The sequence below is a fragment of the Brevibacillus gelatini genome (assembly GCF_003710935.1).
Taxonomy (GTDB): domain Bacteria; phylum Bacillota; class Bacilli; order Brevibacillales; family Brevibacillaceae; genus Brevibacillus; species Brevibacillus gelatini.
Genome location: NZ_RHHS01000037.1, coordinates 1 through 13,663, shown reverse-complemented (window position 1 = coordinate 13,663; position 13,663 = coordinate 1). Strand labels below are relative to the sequence as shown.

Annotated in this window: 17 protein-coding genes, 2 pseudogenes and 1 riboswitch; of the genes and pseudogenes, 13 read left to right on the top strand and 6 right to left on the bottom strand. The window is 49.0% G+C overall.

Going from position 1 to position 13,663, the window contains the following annotated elements; genetic code table 11:
* Positions 1-91: 91 nt before the first annotated feature.
* The 8 genes from EDM57_RS15405 (at position 92) to EDM57_RS23385 (ending at position 7,340) form a co-directional block, all read left to right on the top strand.
* The gene (locus tag EDM57_RS15405) at positions 92-1,333 is read left to right on the top strand and encodes a PucR family transcriptional regulator (RefSeq protein WP_122905585.1); all 1,242 of its coding nucleotides are present in this window, start codon (positions 92-94) and stop codon (positions 1,331-1,333) included.
* Positions 1,334-1,462: 129 nt separating this feature from the next.
* The gene (gene ald / locus EDM57_RS15400; protein WP_122905584.1) at positions 1,463-2,587 is read left to right on the top strand and encodes an alanine dehydrogenase; all 1,125 of its coding nucleotides are present in this window, start codon (positions 1,463-1,465) and stop codon (positions 2,585-2,587) included.
* 154 nt (positions 2,588-2,741) lie between these two features.
* A complete protein-coding gene (locus tag EDM57_RS15395; protein WP_122905583.1) occupies positions 2,742-3,833 on the top strand; it encodes a quinone-dependent dihydroorotate dehydrogenase in 1,092 nt (363 codons plus the stop codon).
* A gap of 149 nt (positions 3,834-3,982) precedes the next feature.
* Positions 3,983-4,177, top strand: a riboswitch (cobalamin riboswitch).
* 144 nt (positions 4,178-4,321) lie between these two features.
* Positions 4,322-5,086 (top strand): energy-coupling factor ABC transporter permease, encoded by a 765-nt coding sequence (locus tag EDM57_RS15390; protein WP_122905582.1) that lies wholly within the window; start codon positions 4,322-4,324, stop codon positions 5,084-5,086.
* Positions 5,083-5,367, top strand: a complete 285-nt coding sequence (locus EDM57_RS15385; protein ID WP_122905581.1) for an energy-coupling factor ABC transporter substrate-binding protein — start codon at positions 5,083-5,085, stop codon at positions 5,365-5,367. The genes EDM57_RS15390 and EDM57_RS15385 overlap by 4 nt, the downstream gene beginning before the upstream one ends.
* A complete protein-coding gene (cbiQ, locus tag EDM57_RS15380) occupies positions 5,364-6,155 on the top strand; it encodes a cobalt ECF transporter T component CbiQ (RefSeq protein WP_122905580.1) in 792 nt (263 codons plus the stop codon). The genes EDM57_RS15385 and cbiQ overlap by 4 nt, the downstream gene beginning before the upstream one ends.
* Before the next feature lie 4 nt (positions 6,156-6,159).
* Positions 6,160-7,011: an energy-coupling factor ABC transporter ATP-binding protein gene (locus EDM57_RS15375; protein ID WP_122905579.1), complete on the top strand. Its 852-nt coding sequence runs from the start codon at positions 6,160-6,162 to the stop codon at positions 7,009-7,011.
* Positions 7,012-7,175: 164 nt separating this feature from the next.
* Complete coding sequence (locus EDM57_RS23385; RefSeq protein WP_170163456.1) at positions 7,176-7,340, top strand: hypothetical protein; 165 nt, start codon at positions 7,176-7,178, stop codon at positions 7,338-7,340.
* Between the two features lie 89 nt (positions 7,341-7,429).
* Here the strand turns inward: EDM57_RS23385 and EDM57_RS23930 are convergent, their stop codons facing one another.
* The 3 genes and pseudogenes from EDM57_RS23930 to EDM57_RS15365 all read right to left on the bottom strand — a co-directional run.
* Positions 7,430-7,564 carry a hypothetical protein gene (locus tag EDM57_RS23930; protein ID WP_281274242.1) on the bottom strand — a complete coding sequence of 45 codons (135 nt, stop codon included), beginning with the start codon at positions 7,562-7,564 and terminating at the stop codon, positions 7,430-7,432.
* 100 nt (positions 7,565-7,664) lie between these two features.
* The gene (locus EDM57_RS23380) at positions 7,665-7,904 is read right to left on the bottom strand and encodes a hypothetical protein (RefSeq protein WP_170163454.1); all 240 of its coding nucleotides are present in this window, start codon (positions 7,902-7,904) and stop codon (positions 7,665-7,667) included.
* A 452-nt stretch (positions 7,905-8,356) separates the two neighbouring features.
* Positions 8,357-8,512 (bottom strand): annotated as a pseudogene (locus EDM57_RS15365) (IS5/IS1182 family transposase); the annotation flags it as partial.
* Positions 8,513-8,806: 294 nt separating this feature from the next.
* On the opposite strand from EDM57_RS15365, the gene EDM57_RS23020 reads away from it, so the two are divergent.
* From EDM57_RS23020 to EDM57_RS23960, 3 genes and pseudogenes are all read left to right on the top strand, one after another.
* Complete coding sequence (locus EDM57_RS23020) at positions 8,807-9,181, top strand: hypothetical protein (protein ID WP_148039123.1); 375 nt, start codon at positions 8,807-8,809, stop codon at positions 9,179-9,181.
* Positions 9,182-9,246: 65 nt separating this feature from the next.
* Positions 9,247-9,795, top strand: a complete 549-nt coding sequence (locus EDM57_RS15360) for a hypothetical protein (RefSeq protein WP_122905577.1) — start codon at positions 9,247-9,249, stop codon at positions 9,793-9,795.
* An 89-nt stretch (positions 9,796-9,884) separates the two neighbouring features.
* A pseudogene (locus tag EDM57_RS23960) lies at positions 9,885-10,208 on the top strand (group II intron reverse transcriptase/maturase); the annotation flags it as partial.
* Positions 10,209-10,296: 88 nt separating this feature from the next.
* Here EDM57_RS23960 and EDM57_RS15350 read toward each other — a convergent pair.
* The 3 genes from EDM57_RS15350 to EDM57_RS15340 all read right to left on the bottom strand — a co-directional run bounded on the left by EDM57_RS15350 (position 10,297) and on the right by EDM57_RS15340 (position 12,681).
* The gene (locus EDM57_RS15350) at positions 10,297-11,088 is read right to left on the bottom strand and encodes a DUF2935 domain-containing protein (protein WP_122905576.1); all 792 of its coding nucleotides are present in this window, start codon (positions 11,086-11,088) and stop codon (positions 10,297-10,299) included.
* Positions 11,089-11,276: 188 nt separating this feature from the next.
* The gene (locus EDM57_RS15345; RefSeq protein ID WP_148039122.1) at positions 11,277-12,110 is read right to left on the bottom strand and encodes a hypothetical protein; all 834 of its coding nucleotides are present in this window, start codon (positions 12,108-12,110) and stop codon (positions 11,277-11,279) included.
* Positions 12,111-12,408: 298 nt separating this feature from the next.
* The gene (locus EDM57_RS15340; RefSeq protein WP_122905574.1) at positions 12,409-12,681 is read right to left on the bottom strand and encodes a hypothetical protein; all 273 of its coding nucleotides are present in this window, start codon (positions 12,679-12,681) and stop codon (positions 12,409-12,411) included.
* A 352-nt stretch (positions 12,682-13,033) separates the two neighbouring features.
* Here EDM57_RS15340 and EDM57_RS24080 point away from each other — a divergent pair, with 352 nt between their 5' ends.
* Positions 13,034-13,414 (top strand): RNA polymerase sigma factor, encoded by a 381-nt coding sequence (locus tag EDM57_RS24080; RefSeq protein WP_122905573.1) that lies wholly within the window; start codon positions 13,034-13,036, stop codon positions 13,412-13,414.
* Positions 13,357-13,572, top strand: a complete 216-nt coding sequence (locus tag EDM57_RS23015) for a helix-turn-helix domain-containing protein (protein ID WP_148039121.1) — start codon at positions 13,357-13,359, stop codon at positions 13,570-13,572. The genes EDM57_RS24080 and EDM57_RS23015 overlap by 58 nt, the downstream gene beginning before the upstream one ends.
* The last annotated feature ends 91 nt before the right edge of the window (positions 13,573-13,663 follow it).

Below are 13,663 nucleotides of genomic sequence, written 5' to 3'. Positions count from 1 at the left end.
TTTTGTGTTGACGGCGGAAAAAGTGCGCCCCTCTCCTGCTTTCTTGTATAATAAAAGCACACGTATGAAAGCGCGGTAAAGAGGTGGAAATGTGTCCGTAGAGCCTAACTACTTTCAACAGTATCAGCATGCCGACATAGACGAACTTGCCGATGCGATTGGCGAACTTTTGCAAAACCCGATTACAGTGGAAGACGCCGATCACAAGCTGATTGCCTACAGCTCTCACGGGGACAGCACGGATCAGGCGCGCTGGTCGACGATCATGGGCCGCAGGGTGCCGGAAAAGGTGCTGACGCGGCTGTGGAAGGACGGCGTGTTTCAGGAGCTGTTGACGCAGGATGATCCGGTGCACATCCCGGCCAAGGATGAAGTCGGTCTGGGCAAGCGGGTGGCGATTGCCATTCGCCGGGGCAGCGATGTGCTCGGGTATATTTGGGCGCAGGAAGTGAATCGGCCGATTACACGCGAGGACGACGAAATTTTGCGCCAGGCGGCACGGGTTGCGGTTCCCCGGCTCATGCAGCGGCAGGGCAAACGCAAGGCCGAGGAGCAGCGGCGCAAGGAGTTTTTATGGGAGCTTTTGCTCGGCAACCACAAGAGCGAGAGCGCGATCCGGCAAAAAGCGGACAGCCTGCAAATGCAGCTTCCGACCTCTTATTTGATTTGCGTGATCGAAGCGGCCGGAGCGCGGCTCGACCAGTATTTGTACCCCCTGCTCATGCGCGACAAGCTGCTGTGGGTCGTAGACGGCTCGCAAATCATTTTGCTGATCGGGCTGAACGAGGACGGCAAAAAAGATGTGCGGGAAGTGCTGATTCGCAAAGTCGAGCAGTTTTTGGCCGATTCCCTGGGCAAGCTGGAAGCCCACGTCACAGAGGGGCGGCAGGTGATTGCAGGCTACGGCCTTGGCTACAGCACGTATTTGGAAATTGTGAAAAGCTACAGGGAGGCGCTGCATGCGCTCAAGATCAAGAAGCTGTTTCCCAAGGAGAACGAAGGCATTTACGGCTATCACGAGCTGGGCATTTACCGCTACCTTTTGCAGTTGAAACAGTGGGAAGAGGAACAAGGCTACAAAAATGAACGGCTGGAAAAGCTCAGACAGTACGACCGGGACAACCAGACGGCGCTCATGGAGACGCTGGAGACGTTTCTCGATGCGGCAGGCAAGGTAAACGTAACGGCGCAGCGCTTGCACATCCACATCAATACATTGAGCTACCGGCTGCGGCGGATCGAGGAAATCATGCGGGTCGATCTGGAGAACATGAACCAGCGGGCGGCACTTTATCTGGAACTGAAAATGGCGAAGCTCGATCAGGAACAATAGTCTGTTTGTGAATTTTCACAAAAAGAAGGACACCAAAATTAAAGGAATCCCCAAGGAAGCGCTGCCATTTGTCGCTGTACAATGGTAGTAATCCCATTAAATCGGCGTTTCCAAGGAGGACTACCCATCATGATCGTTGGAATTCCTAAAGAAATTAAAAATAACGAAAACCGCGTTGCCATTACGCCAGCAGGCGTAGCCGCTCTGGTGCAAAACGGACACACAGTTCGCGTGGAAACAGGAGCTGGCCAAGGCAGCGGCTTTACCAACGAAGACTACACTGCAGTAGGCGCTGAGATTGTCGCGACCGCAGCAGATGCGTGGGCCGCTGACATGGTTATGAAAGTAAAAGAACCGCTTCCTGCCGAGTACGGCTACTTCCGTGAAGGTTTGATCCTGTTCACGTACTTGCACCTCGCTCCAGAGCCTGAGCTGACTCGTGAACTGGTTGAGAAAAAAGTAATCGCGATCGCTTACGAAACGATCCAGCTCGACAACGGCGCTCTGCCGCTGCTCATGCCGATGTCCGAAGTAGCGGGCCGCATGTCTGTACAAATCGGGGCGCAATTCCTGGAAAAACAATACGGCGGAAAAGGCGTGCTGCTCGGCGGCGTACCTGGCGTGCCAAAAGGCGAGGTAGTGGTAATCGGCGGCGGTATCGTGGGTACAAACGCTGCGAAAATGGCGGTCGGTCTCGGCGCAAACGTAACGATCATCGACGTGAACGCAGACCGTCTGCGCCAACTGGATGACCTGTTCCAAGGCCGCGTGCAAACGCTGATGTCCAACTCCTTCAACATCGCAAACGCGGTGAAAAAAGCAGACCTGCTCGTAGGCGCTGTCCTGATCCCTGGCGCACGCGCACCTCGTCTCGTAACCGAAGACATGGTAAAAACAATGACGCCTGGCTCCGTCATCGTAGACGTGGCGATCGACCAAGGCGGTTCTATCGAAACAATCGACCGCATTACGACGCACGACAACCCAACCTATGAAAAACACGGCGTGATCCACTACGCGGTAGCGAACATGCCTGGTGCAGTCGCTCGCACTTCCACGCTGGCTCTGACCAACGTGACGGTTCCATACGCTGTGCAACTGGCGAACAAAGGCTACGCCCAAGCGATCCGCGACAACCGCGCGCTGGCAAAAGGCGTAAACGTCATCAACGGACACGTAACGTACAAAGCCGTAGCCGATGCGCACAACCTGCCATACACTTCCGTGGAAGAAGTTTTGCTGGTGAAAAACTAATCCTGATTGCAGAAACGAAACTGCTTGCCGCTGATCGTCGGCAAGCAGTTTTTTTGTCGGTTGGAAAGATGTATCTCGTATAAAGGTTAGCCCACGATAAATAAAGTGTGGTATTCTACAATGAGGTAAAAATGGAGTAAGGAGTGCAACCGGGATGTATAAGCTCATTAGAAAATATCTGTTCCAGATGGATACGGAAGAGATTCATGAAAAAACGGTTGGTGCCCTGAAGCTGGTGGAAGATTCTGCGCCGGGAAAAAGCTTGCTGCGAATGCTGTTCCAGGTGAAGGACGAGCGTCTTGCCACGAAGCTGTGGGGAATGACGTTTCCCAATCCGGTAGGACTCGCCGCCGGGTTCGACAAAAATGCCGAGGTGTACCATGCACTGGGTGCGCTTGGTTTCGGTTTTGTGGAAGTCGGGACGCTGACGCCGCAAGCACAGCCGGGCAATCCGCGGCCGCGCCTGTTCCGGTTGCCGGAGCACGAGGCGATCATCAACCGGATGGGCTTCAATAACCACGGTGCTTATTTGGCTTCGCAGCACCTGGTCGATTACGCTTATTCCGATGTGCCAATCGGGATCAATATTGGCAAAAACAAAGTCACTCCCAATGAGGAAGCGGCTTCTGACTATATCAAATGCCTGGACATGCTCTATTCATACGGCCATTATTTCGTCATCAATATCAGCTCTCCGAATACTCCCAACCTGCGCGACCTGCAGGAAACGGAGAGCATGCGGCTTCTGGTGCGAGCGGTGCGCGAAAAAGCTGCCGAAATGGAAGCGCGCGGGATCCGGAAAAAGCCGATTTTGCTCAAAGTAGCGCCGGACATGTCCGACGAGCACATGCACGATGTCGTGCATGGAGCGGTGGAAGAGGGCATTTCCGGTATTATTGCCACCAATACGACCTTGTCGCGTGAAGCCGTTCAGGGACATCGCCATGCCGAGGAAGCAGGAGGGCTGAGCGGAAAGCCGCTGACAGAGCGCTCCACAGCCTGGGTCAAGGAAATTTACCAGGAAGTGGGCGACAAGGTGCCGATCATTGGTGTTGGCGGCATTTTCACCGGAGAAGATGCGTACGCGAAAATCCGGGCAGGCGCAAGTCTTGTCCAGGTGTACACCGGGATGATTTATCAAGGCCCTGGCATCTGCAGGCAAATCAACAAAAAGCTCTTGCAACTGCTGAAGCGCGACGGCTTTTCCCACATCAGCGAAGCAGTCGGCGTGGACGCCAAGGCGTAAGACAGGAAGAAAGCACATGCAACCGATGATTTTTCCAAGCGACAGTCATCGGTTTTTCTTTTGCTTGCTAATCGGCATCATCATATATTCTTCCGCTTTTTCCCATGATTCTGTATAATAATGTGGGACAGGCAAAACTGTCTGACAATTGCATATTGCCGGCAATAGGTGCCTTTATGTGCAAGCCGCATAAAGGGTAACAGGGAATCGGGTGAAAGTCCCGAGCGGTCCCGCCACTGTAAGCAGGGAGTTCTCTTTGACGAATAGCCACTCATTTTCATGGGGAAGGCCAAAGAGCGCGATGATCTGTAAGCCAGGAGACCTACCTACTTGCCACACCCACAATACCTTCGCGGAAAGGAGCGGTGAATACGAAGCAATGTGACTGTGCCAACGGTCTATTGTTTTTGTGCGCATACCTCGTCTGCTAGCGGATGAGGTTTTTTTGTTGGTGAAAAAAGAAAGAACAGCAAAGGAGGAGGAAATGCTTGAATCGCTCCCGTCTTGTTTCGACTGGTCTGCTGATTGCAGGCTTTGTCCTTTATTTTCTCGTAAATGAACCGCAGACGTCCTACGCGATGCACATCATGGAAGGGTATTTGCCGCTTGGCTGGGCGCTGTTTTGGTGGGCTGTGTTTCTTCCGTTTTTTATTCTCGGCATTCGTTCCTTGAACAAAATCGTCAAGGAGCATCCGCAAATGAAGCTTCTGATCGGCGTATCCGGTGCTTTTGCCTTTGTGCTGTCCGCGTTGAAAATTCCATCAGTGACAGGGAGCAGCTCCCACCCGACGGGAACCGGGCTTGGCGCGATCATGTTTGGTCCGTGGGTCATGTCTGTACTCGGCAGCCTGGTGCTGCTGTTCCAGGCGCTGCTTCTGGCGCATGGAGGGCTGACGACGCTGGGAGCCAATGCGGTGTCCATGGCAGTAGTAGGGCCGTTGGTGGCATACGGCGTCTATCGCTTGATCGCACGCGGAAACGGCGGACAGCGTTTGGCTGTATTCGCGGCTGCTGCGTTCGCAGACCTCGCTACTTACATCGTGACCTCTATGCAACTGGCTTTGGCCTTCCCGGCTGAATCCGGCGGGGTCATGGCGTCGTTTGCAAAATTCGCCGGAATTTTTGCCGTCACACAAGTTCCGTTGGCGATCAGCGAAGGGCTTTTGACCGTACTCGTCTGGAACTGGCTGCAAGCGTACAACGCAAATGAGCTGGCGCAACTTCGCCTGCTGAAACGGGAGGAATCGCTGTGAAAAAAGGGATGAACTGGCTGCTGCTCCTGGGCGTGGTCGTGCTGGCGGTTGTGCCGTTAATGTTGGTGCAGGATTCGGAGTTCGGGGGAGCAGATGGAGCGGCCGAGGAAGCGATCAAGGAAATCGCACCTGCCTACGAGCCCTGGTTTGAGCCATTGCTTGAACCGCCAGGCGGCGAGACAGAGAGCTTGCTGTTCGCCGTGCAGGCAGCGCTCGGGGCAGGTATTGTCGGCTATGCCATGGGCTTGTACAAGGGTCGGCTGGATAAGCATAAAAAATGATTGGGCAACAGCTTGATTCGCTTTCCTATCAAAACCGGCTGCGCTTTTTGCCGCCCGAGCACAAGCTCCTGTTGGCGGGCGTGCTGATCGTGCTGGCGCTGACAGGACATGAATGGTTGCAGATGGCGATTTGTGTATGGATGGGAGTATGGGTGACGGTTTACGCCCGTATTCCCGTCCGTATCTTTTGCGGCTTTTTCATCCTGTCCCTGTCTTTTTTCGTCCTGGGTCTTCCGGCGCTGTTGCTGGAAGCTGCGCGAGCGGATGCGGCAACGGTCGTCCAGACAGTTGCGGCGTGGAAGGTCGGGCCGTATCTGGTCTACATTCCGGCAAGCGCGGTCGACAAAGTGTGGGTGCTTTTCTGGCGGACGATGGCCAGCCTCGCCTGTTTTGCCTTCGTCTTGTTTACCGTGCCGTTTGCCGAGATTTTGCAGGTGCTGCGCAAGCTCAAACTTCCGGCCATCGTCACCGATTTGCTGATGATTATGTACCGCTTTATTTTCGTGCTGCTCGGCATCTCGCATCAGTTGTGGATTGCCCAGCGCGCGCGTGGTGGCCACCGCGGGTTCCGGGGGATGTTGCGGGACGCGAGCGGACTGGCCGCGCAGTTGTTCGTCAGGGCCATGCGCAAATACGATGCGCTGTCCAAAGGGATGGCTGCGAGAGGCTTCGGGGAAAGCCTGCAGGTGCTTTCCTTGCACACGCATTCTCGCTCCCGCCGATATGAAGCGGAGTCAATCGCAGGCTGTCTTTTGCTGATTTTGCTGGAGTGGTGGACAGGAGGGTAATGCTTTGACATCATGGCTGTTGGAATTTGTTGATTTGCACTACGCCTATCCAGGCGGCCGCGGCCCTGTCCTGAAAGGGTTATCCCTGGGCATTCCGGAGGGGAAAAAATGCGCCCTGCTCGGGCGAAACGGCTGCGGCAAGTCCACGCTGTTTTTGCACGGAAACGGCATCATCCAGCCGCAGCAGGGGCAGGTGCTGTGGCGAGGAACGCCCCTCAGCTACAAACGCGCTGCCTTGCAGGAAATGACGCAAAAAGTCGGGCTGGTTTTCCAGGACCCGGAGCACCAACTGATCGCCGGCACGGTCGCGGAGGATATTTCTTACGGGCTGTGCAACCGCAACTTGCCCGCCGACGTGATCCGCGAGAAAGTGCGGGCTGTCCTGGACGCGTTTGGCATGACGGAGTTGGCGGACGTTCCGATCCACCACTTGAGTCTGGGGCAAAAGCGGCGTCTAGCCCTTGCCGGGGTCATGGTGCTTGCGCCGGAGCTGCTGTTGCTGGATGAGCCTACTGCCTATCTCGACCGCTACCAGACCAAAAATCTGCTGCGCGAGCTGGACGCCATTCACCAAAACGGCACAACCGTATTGATGGCCACCCACGATATGGACATCGCCTTCGAGTGGGCCGAATGGCTTTGCGTCATGGATGAAGGCCGACTGATTTTTGCCGGAGAGCCCCAGGAGGCGCTGGCGCGAAAAGAGATGCTGGAAAGCCTGCACTTGGGCCTGCCGCTCATCGCTGAGTTGTGGGAAGCGCTGCCGCCTGAATGGAGACGGGAAGCAGGCGAGCGGATTCCGTGTTCGCTGGAGGAATTAAAAACACGGCTGGCGGTACATGCAGCGGCCAGGTAGATCAGGTACAGGCAAGCGGTCGTCGTTTCGGCGGCCGCTTTTTGCACGTCAAATGTCGCGCTGATGTGGCGAAAGTATGCTTGTATGGGTGGTTTTCGGAAACCGTGCATGTTTGCTGTTTGTATGGGGTATCTTAACCGTAAAATTTCTCTGGAGGTATCCCGATGGTTTACGATTCCTTGATGAGCTCAGGGCTTGCTGGCGATGAGCAAAATGAAATCCCCGGCAAAGTGAAAAGCCAACTCATGTTCAATGTGCTGGAAAAAGAAATGGCGAAGGAAGAAAAGGAAAAAAAGGTAAAGGACGAGTATTTGACAGGAAAGTCGTAACCTGTGCCAAAGAGCCCTTCTCGGTTTGCACAAAGACGAGAAGGGCTTTTCCTGCAGCGAAAAGGTGTGGAGACATGCTGCCTGCCCGCTCAGTTGTCCTTCTTCTCTGCTTTTTCCTGCCGTTCTTTCAGGATTGATAAAAAGGCCAAAAAATCGCCCAACAGGACCACTACGGCCGCCAGCAGCGCCAGATCTTCCGCAGATAAACCATTGTTCTGCTTCATGTTCCAGCCTCATTTCCGTATGGATATCCGCCCTTTTTATCTTATGCGGTGGTTTATGATTGGCAACAAGGCTATGTATAATGGCGGCCACATTACCAACTCAATCGAAAACCACAACTTGATGGAAAGCCTGTGTTTCGCCTGCTGCGAGAGCAAGGGTGACGATATGGTGTTGAAATATTCGCATATCAAGCATGCCATTACGGCGAGACGTATCGGGATTTGATGGAGCAATGGAAACAAAGATTTGCCTGATGTGGCGGGAGGCATTTGTGGCCATTGTTGCCGCTCGCGCTGGATTTGCGGAACCTTCTGATTGCGCCGTCGGCTTCCATGGCAAAAGCGCCTCCCTGCAACCATGCCACTAATGAACTTGTGCATGGCGGATTAACGTTTCAATCAAGTGTACCAAACAAAATTCAAGACCCTTATGAGGAACTGGAGGCACAAAGAACCAGCAGCAACATATAAAGCGGTTCGCCCGACGCTTTTGTATTGCGGGTTTTGGTTAAATACGGTAATAATCCATACAATCAATCCGACAGGGAAAAAGATAAAGCTGAACAAATAGATTATTCCTTTTTCAAGGTTGTTCATTCGGTTTGTACATCCAAAAAATCCCTTTTTTGTATATACGATTAATTAACTGATCTGGTTTCGGATGGCAGGAGGAAGCGATCCAAGCAGCAAATTTATGCCAATGCGACTATCCTAAAGTATGTGATGACGTTGACAAAAAGGAAAAGCCCCCTTAAAAGTGGGCACATCAAGGCGTACCTCGAGCTACTTTCCGAGTACACATCCACCAACCATGCGATGCCGGATGGCCTGCAACACAATTTCATCGAAAATGTCCTGAAGAATGCTCGTGTTCTTAAAGCGGACACGTCGATTAAGAATGATTGTGCTGTGATCTGGTACACGATCCGTTAAACCAAGACCAAGAAAGCTGGACGACCATAATCCTCACAGTAAGAACGTAAAAAACAAGGCTGCCGACTTCATCGACAGCCCGAGGTTTCAATTATTTTCTTTGTTTAAATGTCTTGACAATAGAGGAATTTACAAGTATTAACTTTGAGGGCATTCTGAAATAGTGGATCGGTGTTTCGTGAAATAAGCATTTTCATGCGAATAAAAACCGCAAAAATTGCACAATATTTACATTTTTGTTAACGTTAATTACTTTATGTAACATATTGTAAGTGATTTGGTATACTTACAATGTAGCAAGTTCAATTAATGAAGAAATTAAAAACATCAATCTTGGCTCTCTGCTTGTTAAGTGTGTTCGGAACTTCTGCTTACGCAGCAAATATCACTTTTGAAATAGCACAGGTGGAAATATTACTAAGTGACAAAAGCAAATGGGAGAGTAGGGCAACAACTAAAGGATCTTATGGTACGACACATGCAAGAAGTTATACTGAGATCTGGGCTGGCGGGAAAAAACAAGATTATAAAGAAAGTCCTAAACAAGCTGGAGTAGGTCCTGTTATTGCATCAGCATACGCCCCAATCGGCTTATCTGATACATACTCGACATCTGGTCATAGAATTTGGTGGGGATCTACCGATAAAGAGTCGATAAGCACAACAGACAGAACTTCTATTTAGAAAAGAATTCAGAATAATGTATAGAATAATAAAGGTATGAATTAATTTAAATGAGGTGAATATTAATGAATAAAAGAATGTTACTTGTGTCGTTTTCTGTTGCAATATTATGTGGTGTTGGATTTGGAACCGTTTTAAATATTGAAGGTGTAAGTGCCAAAAAAGAGAAAATCCGACCGGAAGCTAAAATGAGGGACTATAGATCAGCAGAAACAAATGAGAAATTAGATGAATCGTGGAAAAAATCAATTGGAAAATTTGGTTTAAATAGTTCACTGCAATTAACAAAAGGAATTAATTCCATTAATGCAAATTTGGAAAAATCAATTACCGGCAGTGAATATACTTTTGTAGATTACGCAGATCATCAACATATCTGGGGTAATTTTGAAAATCATATTGAACAGAACAGTTTTTTAGATGCGCTTCGGGCTGCTATGACCAATCATAACATTGGGGATTATGAACCCATTTTGTTAGTTAATCAGGACGTGACACAAACGATTATGCTGTTTGAACGTGAAAATGGAAAGTCAGTAAAAATAGTGCTGTCCTCCAAAATCGGGGATGAAGGAAAAGAATGGTTTATAGATGGGCCAGTTGAGGAGAAATAAGATAATACATGGGTAAGAAAAGACGCCCTCAATGAGAGCGTCTTTTTTCATGTACGCCTAGCATGGGCGTCATCTCTAGGGCGAAGTCCCGAACAGGGGCTGGCGAACGCCTGTTAGCCAAGAGCAAGGGTGTCCTAGGGTATCCCAACCATTATGGTTGCTTAATTCAGCAAGCCTTCATGCAAGCAATGACGCAATTTTTGATCCGCATTTTCCCCGAACAGTATCGGATTCCGTCCAAACAAACGTGCACACGACGCAGTAAAGAAGCGCAATCCTACATACAAGGAGGGGCGTTAAGTCCACTCCTCGCCAACATTCTTCTGGATAATTTGGACAAAGAGGTTACAGCACGCGGACTGTGCTTTGTCCGCTATGCAAGCGACTGTAGCATCTTCGTCCGGAGCAAAAAGTAGTCATCTTCTATTTATTCCAATTCGTTTATTTTAAAGTATTAGGAAATAAAACCCCCAGAAGGGGCATATTACGCGCTACCTCGAGCTACTTCGAATGCGATAACGCAGCATCAAAGGCATCCAGTATTTCGAGGAAATGGGAGGCTTCTCTAAAGACGTGGTCGGCAAGCAACGGAGGGATAATGCTTTTGATTCGGCATGCTTCGATCAGATCGCGTGCCGTTTTCTTGAAGTCGCGCAATTGGCGGACGGAAACACGGTTTTGATCGACAAACTGCGAGAGGAGAGGTTGTGTCTGGGATTGGGGACGCATAGAGTCAAGATCCTGGGCCTGGAATAAAAGCTGGTCAAAATCATGACTGAATTCTCTGGCCTGTTCCACTAATTTTCTCTCGGATGGATCAAGCAAATGGTTAATGAATTTGGCATGGTCAGCCATGATGCGCAGGAAGAAGACATTTTCATTAATAACCGCATCAGGCAGTGGGTCCAGGCAGCCGGTATTCAGCTGTTCCAAGCGATTCCGGAAATATGCGGCTTCCCTGCTGACGTGATCGACCAACAGGGGGAAGTTGTTTCCGCCGATCTTGCAATGGATGATTAACCCGAGTACGTGTCGTTTGAATGCCCAAATATGAGAAGCAGCGCTGTACACAACCTGGTTAAAATCGTAAATCCTTTGCGGATCGACGTCTGGAGTAAAAGCGTGAGCGCGGTTCTCAATGTCTTCAAAGATGTTGTAAAAACGGTCGGCTTCGTTAATTAATTTGGTGTCGTCACAGTTAAACCCTAATTTCAAAAAGAGGGAATGTTCCTTCATAATGCGGGACCAAAAGCGAATTTCTGCTAATGACCTGTCAACAAATTCATTTGCCATGTTGTACCTCCAAGTGAGTGTGTTCGCATGCAGCACAAATGAAACATGATTTATACCTATGCAACTGCCCATTACTCCGAATGGGCGCTGGCCTAAAAAGCACTTGGAGCGGCCAAGCCTAATTTTTGTGTAAAAAACGCAAAGAACCCCAAAGCAAGGGGTTCATTGAAAGAAAAGTCTGATTGGGCTTATTCTTTTTCATTTGCATCGATTGCGCTAAACCATATACCTAAATCTTCGGATGTCGTGATTTTGTATCTGATTCCATTTCTGACGGTGGATTTATTTAAATCCATAATATCACCACCATCAATTACACCAAGCTCCCTGAGAACATTCCCTCTTTCAATATCTGACAAATCAGGATTGGTTGCAGTGATAAGAATACCCATACCAATCAGAATATCTGCACCTGACTTTACCGTTCCGTCTCCAGCACCCATTAGCAGCACTTCTCGGACACTGCCGTCTTTTTTGTTGACCGTTCCAATAATTCCTAAGTTTTTTGTAAACATATATTGAAATGTATTTTGGGCGACACCCTCTGTAATCGTGATATTGTTAATGATTAAGTCAGACTGGTATTCGGCCGCCACTTTATTGAAAGCTGTCTTGAATTGCTCAGGGGTCATGCCGATCGTACCAGGTATTTGTTCAGCCTTTTTCTTGGTTTCTGTCTGAGCTTTGGCCCTCGCTTCAGTCTCAGCTTTAGCTGTTGCTTCCTGTTCGCCATTGGCTTTTGCTTCGGCTTCAGCTATTGCTTCAGACTCAACTTCATCCTTCGTTTTTGATTCAACTTCATCCTTTGTTGTTTGCTCGGAAGTTGCATTTTGTGATTGAGTTACCGAGGTTGTTACTGGTTTACGATCAACAAAGGCAGCAACTAAAAAGACAATCACGCATATAACCGCAATCGTCAGATGCTTTTTTGTTTGACCATTTTTTCGAAATACTGAAACAATCGTCATAACTAAAAAAAGGAATGAGCCAAAAAATCCGAGTAATCCCAAAGTCATCCACATGATAAATGCCCCCCCATGTTCTATCTGGTTAAAATCATAAAGGTTAGATTCTGTACGGAAAATGATGCAATCAAAAAAAGCGGTTTCCTGCATCAATGCTTCTTGGTGTTTTCCTCGTCAGCCTTGTTCTTTTCCGAGAGAAAACATTTGGAATTGGGGCAGGCTTATCCTTCTTGAAAGCAGGGGAAGGAGCGTTGGTGCGTCCCAACAGGTAATCTTCGGACACCGAAGTAGTCAGCCGTTTAGGCTCTTTTTATCCTTCCGGGAAACTTGTTCCATTTTCCCTCTTTCAAAGAAATCATATCATATGTTCGGTAAAAAAACGGTGTGTTTTACGCATGGAAAATTCGAAAAGTATCTTTCTTCGTCTGTTTTGTGCGATCACCAGTCGCAGCTCGTTCTTTTTACTTGTCTTGCAAGCAACAACTTTGTTGTTGAACAGATAGATCGCAAATAACAGATCCTGTCCGCGGCTATTTGCTTCTTCATTAACCAAAGATGTTGCCAGCGGCCATTTCCCATCTGCGTATTCCATTTTTACGGTCACAGGATCGGAAGGGTCAGCCAGCACCGTTTTGTCAAACTCGATTTCGAAAACATGATCTTTTTGACTTTTGATCCTGGCGGTATCGAGCAGGAATTCTGTGGCCCAACCATGGCCTCCATTATTTGCTATTTAGTTTCTGCCTTCGGGATAAGTTGTTTGCGAATGTCTTTTGCTTCCTCTTCCGTAAGTTTGGCAGAAGGGCTTTCCTTTGTATTTGTAGAAGATTCATGTGTCAAAGTTTACATGAGTTTGCATAAGTTTACATATCGGGAGTTTTACGCAAACAAATGGGCTTATTTGATAAAATGGATTCAGTAGTTCGGAACGTACTGGTGTGAAACTGGTACGTTTTATTTTTGTTTAAAAAGGCGAACGTATGATCCCGTTTAATCTTGAGCACCAAAAGTGGAGAGTAGGTGATTCTTTGACGAAAGAGGAGTGTAGACAGATACTGCGACGCATAGCGTGGAACCTAAACTATCGAGAAAGAAAGAGGTTACGCAATGAATGCCCGATCTTGGATGACTTTGGCAGTCGGCAAGAGACAGTCCAAAACGTGGATGGTTTGTTTGTCAAAGAGTTGTTACGACAGCTTCCTAGTGAAAAAGAAAGATATGTCATCCGAAAGGTCGTCCTGGAGGGCTTTACCGCCAGAGAAGTCGGAGAAGAATTGAACATGGGAGAAAGAGGCGTGAACCAATGCAAAAATCGAAGCCTGAAGAAGCTGCGCAATTATCTAATCACGAATTCGGTGTGATGGTTGAGCGTGCAAAAAATGGAGATAACGAGGCGTTAGTGAGGGTATTGGTAGAAATACAACCTGAAATTGATAACTTGGCTAGGTTTCTCAAACTCCCGAAAGAAGAAGGAGTTCAAGAGATTACCACGCAGTTTATTGAGAAAATCAGGGGATGAAAATTTATTCGCATTTTTTTCGTGAAAGTTGTTCCGTTTTGTGCCTGTTTTTTTCCTAGATAGGTGAAAGCTGTAACCGTCAAGTAGTTTT

What these genes read in the sequence shown, in the direction of transcription:
- ald (WP_122905584.1), top strand. Translation starts at nt 1,463, where the DNA reads ATGATCGTTGGAATTCCTAAAGAAATTAAAAATAACGAAAACCGCGTT.
- EDM57_RS15395 (WP_122905583.1), top strand. Translation starts at nt 2,742, where the DNA reads ATGTATAAGCTCATTAGAAAATATCTGTTCCAGATGGATACGGAAGAG.
- cbiQ (WP_122905580.1), top strand. Translation starts at nt 5,364, where the DNA reads ATGATTGGGCAACAGCTTGATTCGCTTTCCTATCAAAACCGGCTGCGC.
- EDM57_RS23385 (WP_170163456.1), top strand. Translation starts at nt 7,176, where the DNA reads ATGGTTTACGATTCCTTGATGAGCTCAGGGCTTGCTGGCGATGAGCAA.
- EDM57_RS23930 (WP_281274242.1), bottom strand. Translation starts at nt 7,564, where the DNA reads ATGAAGCAGAACAATGGTTTATCTGCGGAAGATCTGGCGCTGCTGGCG.
- EDM57_RS23020 (WP_148039123.1), top strand. Translation starts at nt 8,807, where the DNA reads ATGAAGAAATTAAAAACATCAATCTTGGCTCTCTGCTTGTTAAGTGTG.
- EDM57_RS15360 (WP_122905577.1), top strand. Translation starts at nt 9,247, where the DNA reads ATGAATAAAAGAATGTTACTTGTGTCGTTTTCTGTTGCAATATTATGT.
- EDM57_RS15350 (WP_122905576.1), bottom strand. Translation starts at nt 11,088, where the DNA reads ATGGCAAATGAATTTGTTGACAGGTCATTAGCAGAAATTCGCTTTTGG.
- EDM57_RS15345 (WP_148039122.1), bottom strand. Translation starts at nt 12,110, where the DNA reads ATGTGGATGACTTTGGGATTACTCGGATTTTTTGGCTCATTCCTTTTT.
- EDM57_RS24080 (WP_122905573.1), top strand. Translation starts at nt 13,034, where the DNA reads ATGATCCCGTTTAATCTTGAGCACCAAAAGTGGAGAGTAGGTGATTCT.
- EDM57_RS23015 (WP_148039121.1), top strand. Translation starts at nt 13,357, where the DNA reads ATGCAAAAATCGAAGCCTGAAGAAGCTGCGCAATTATCTAATCACGAA.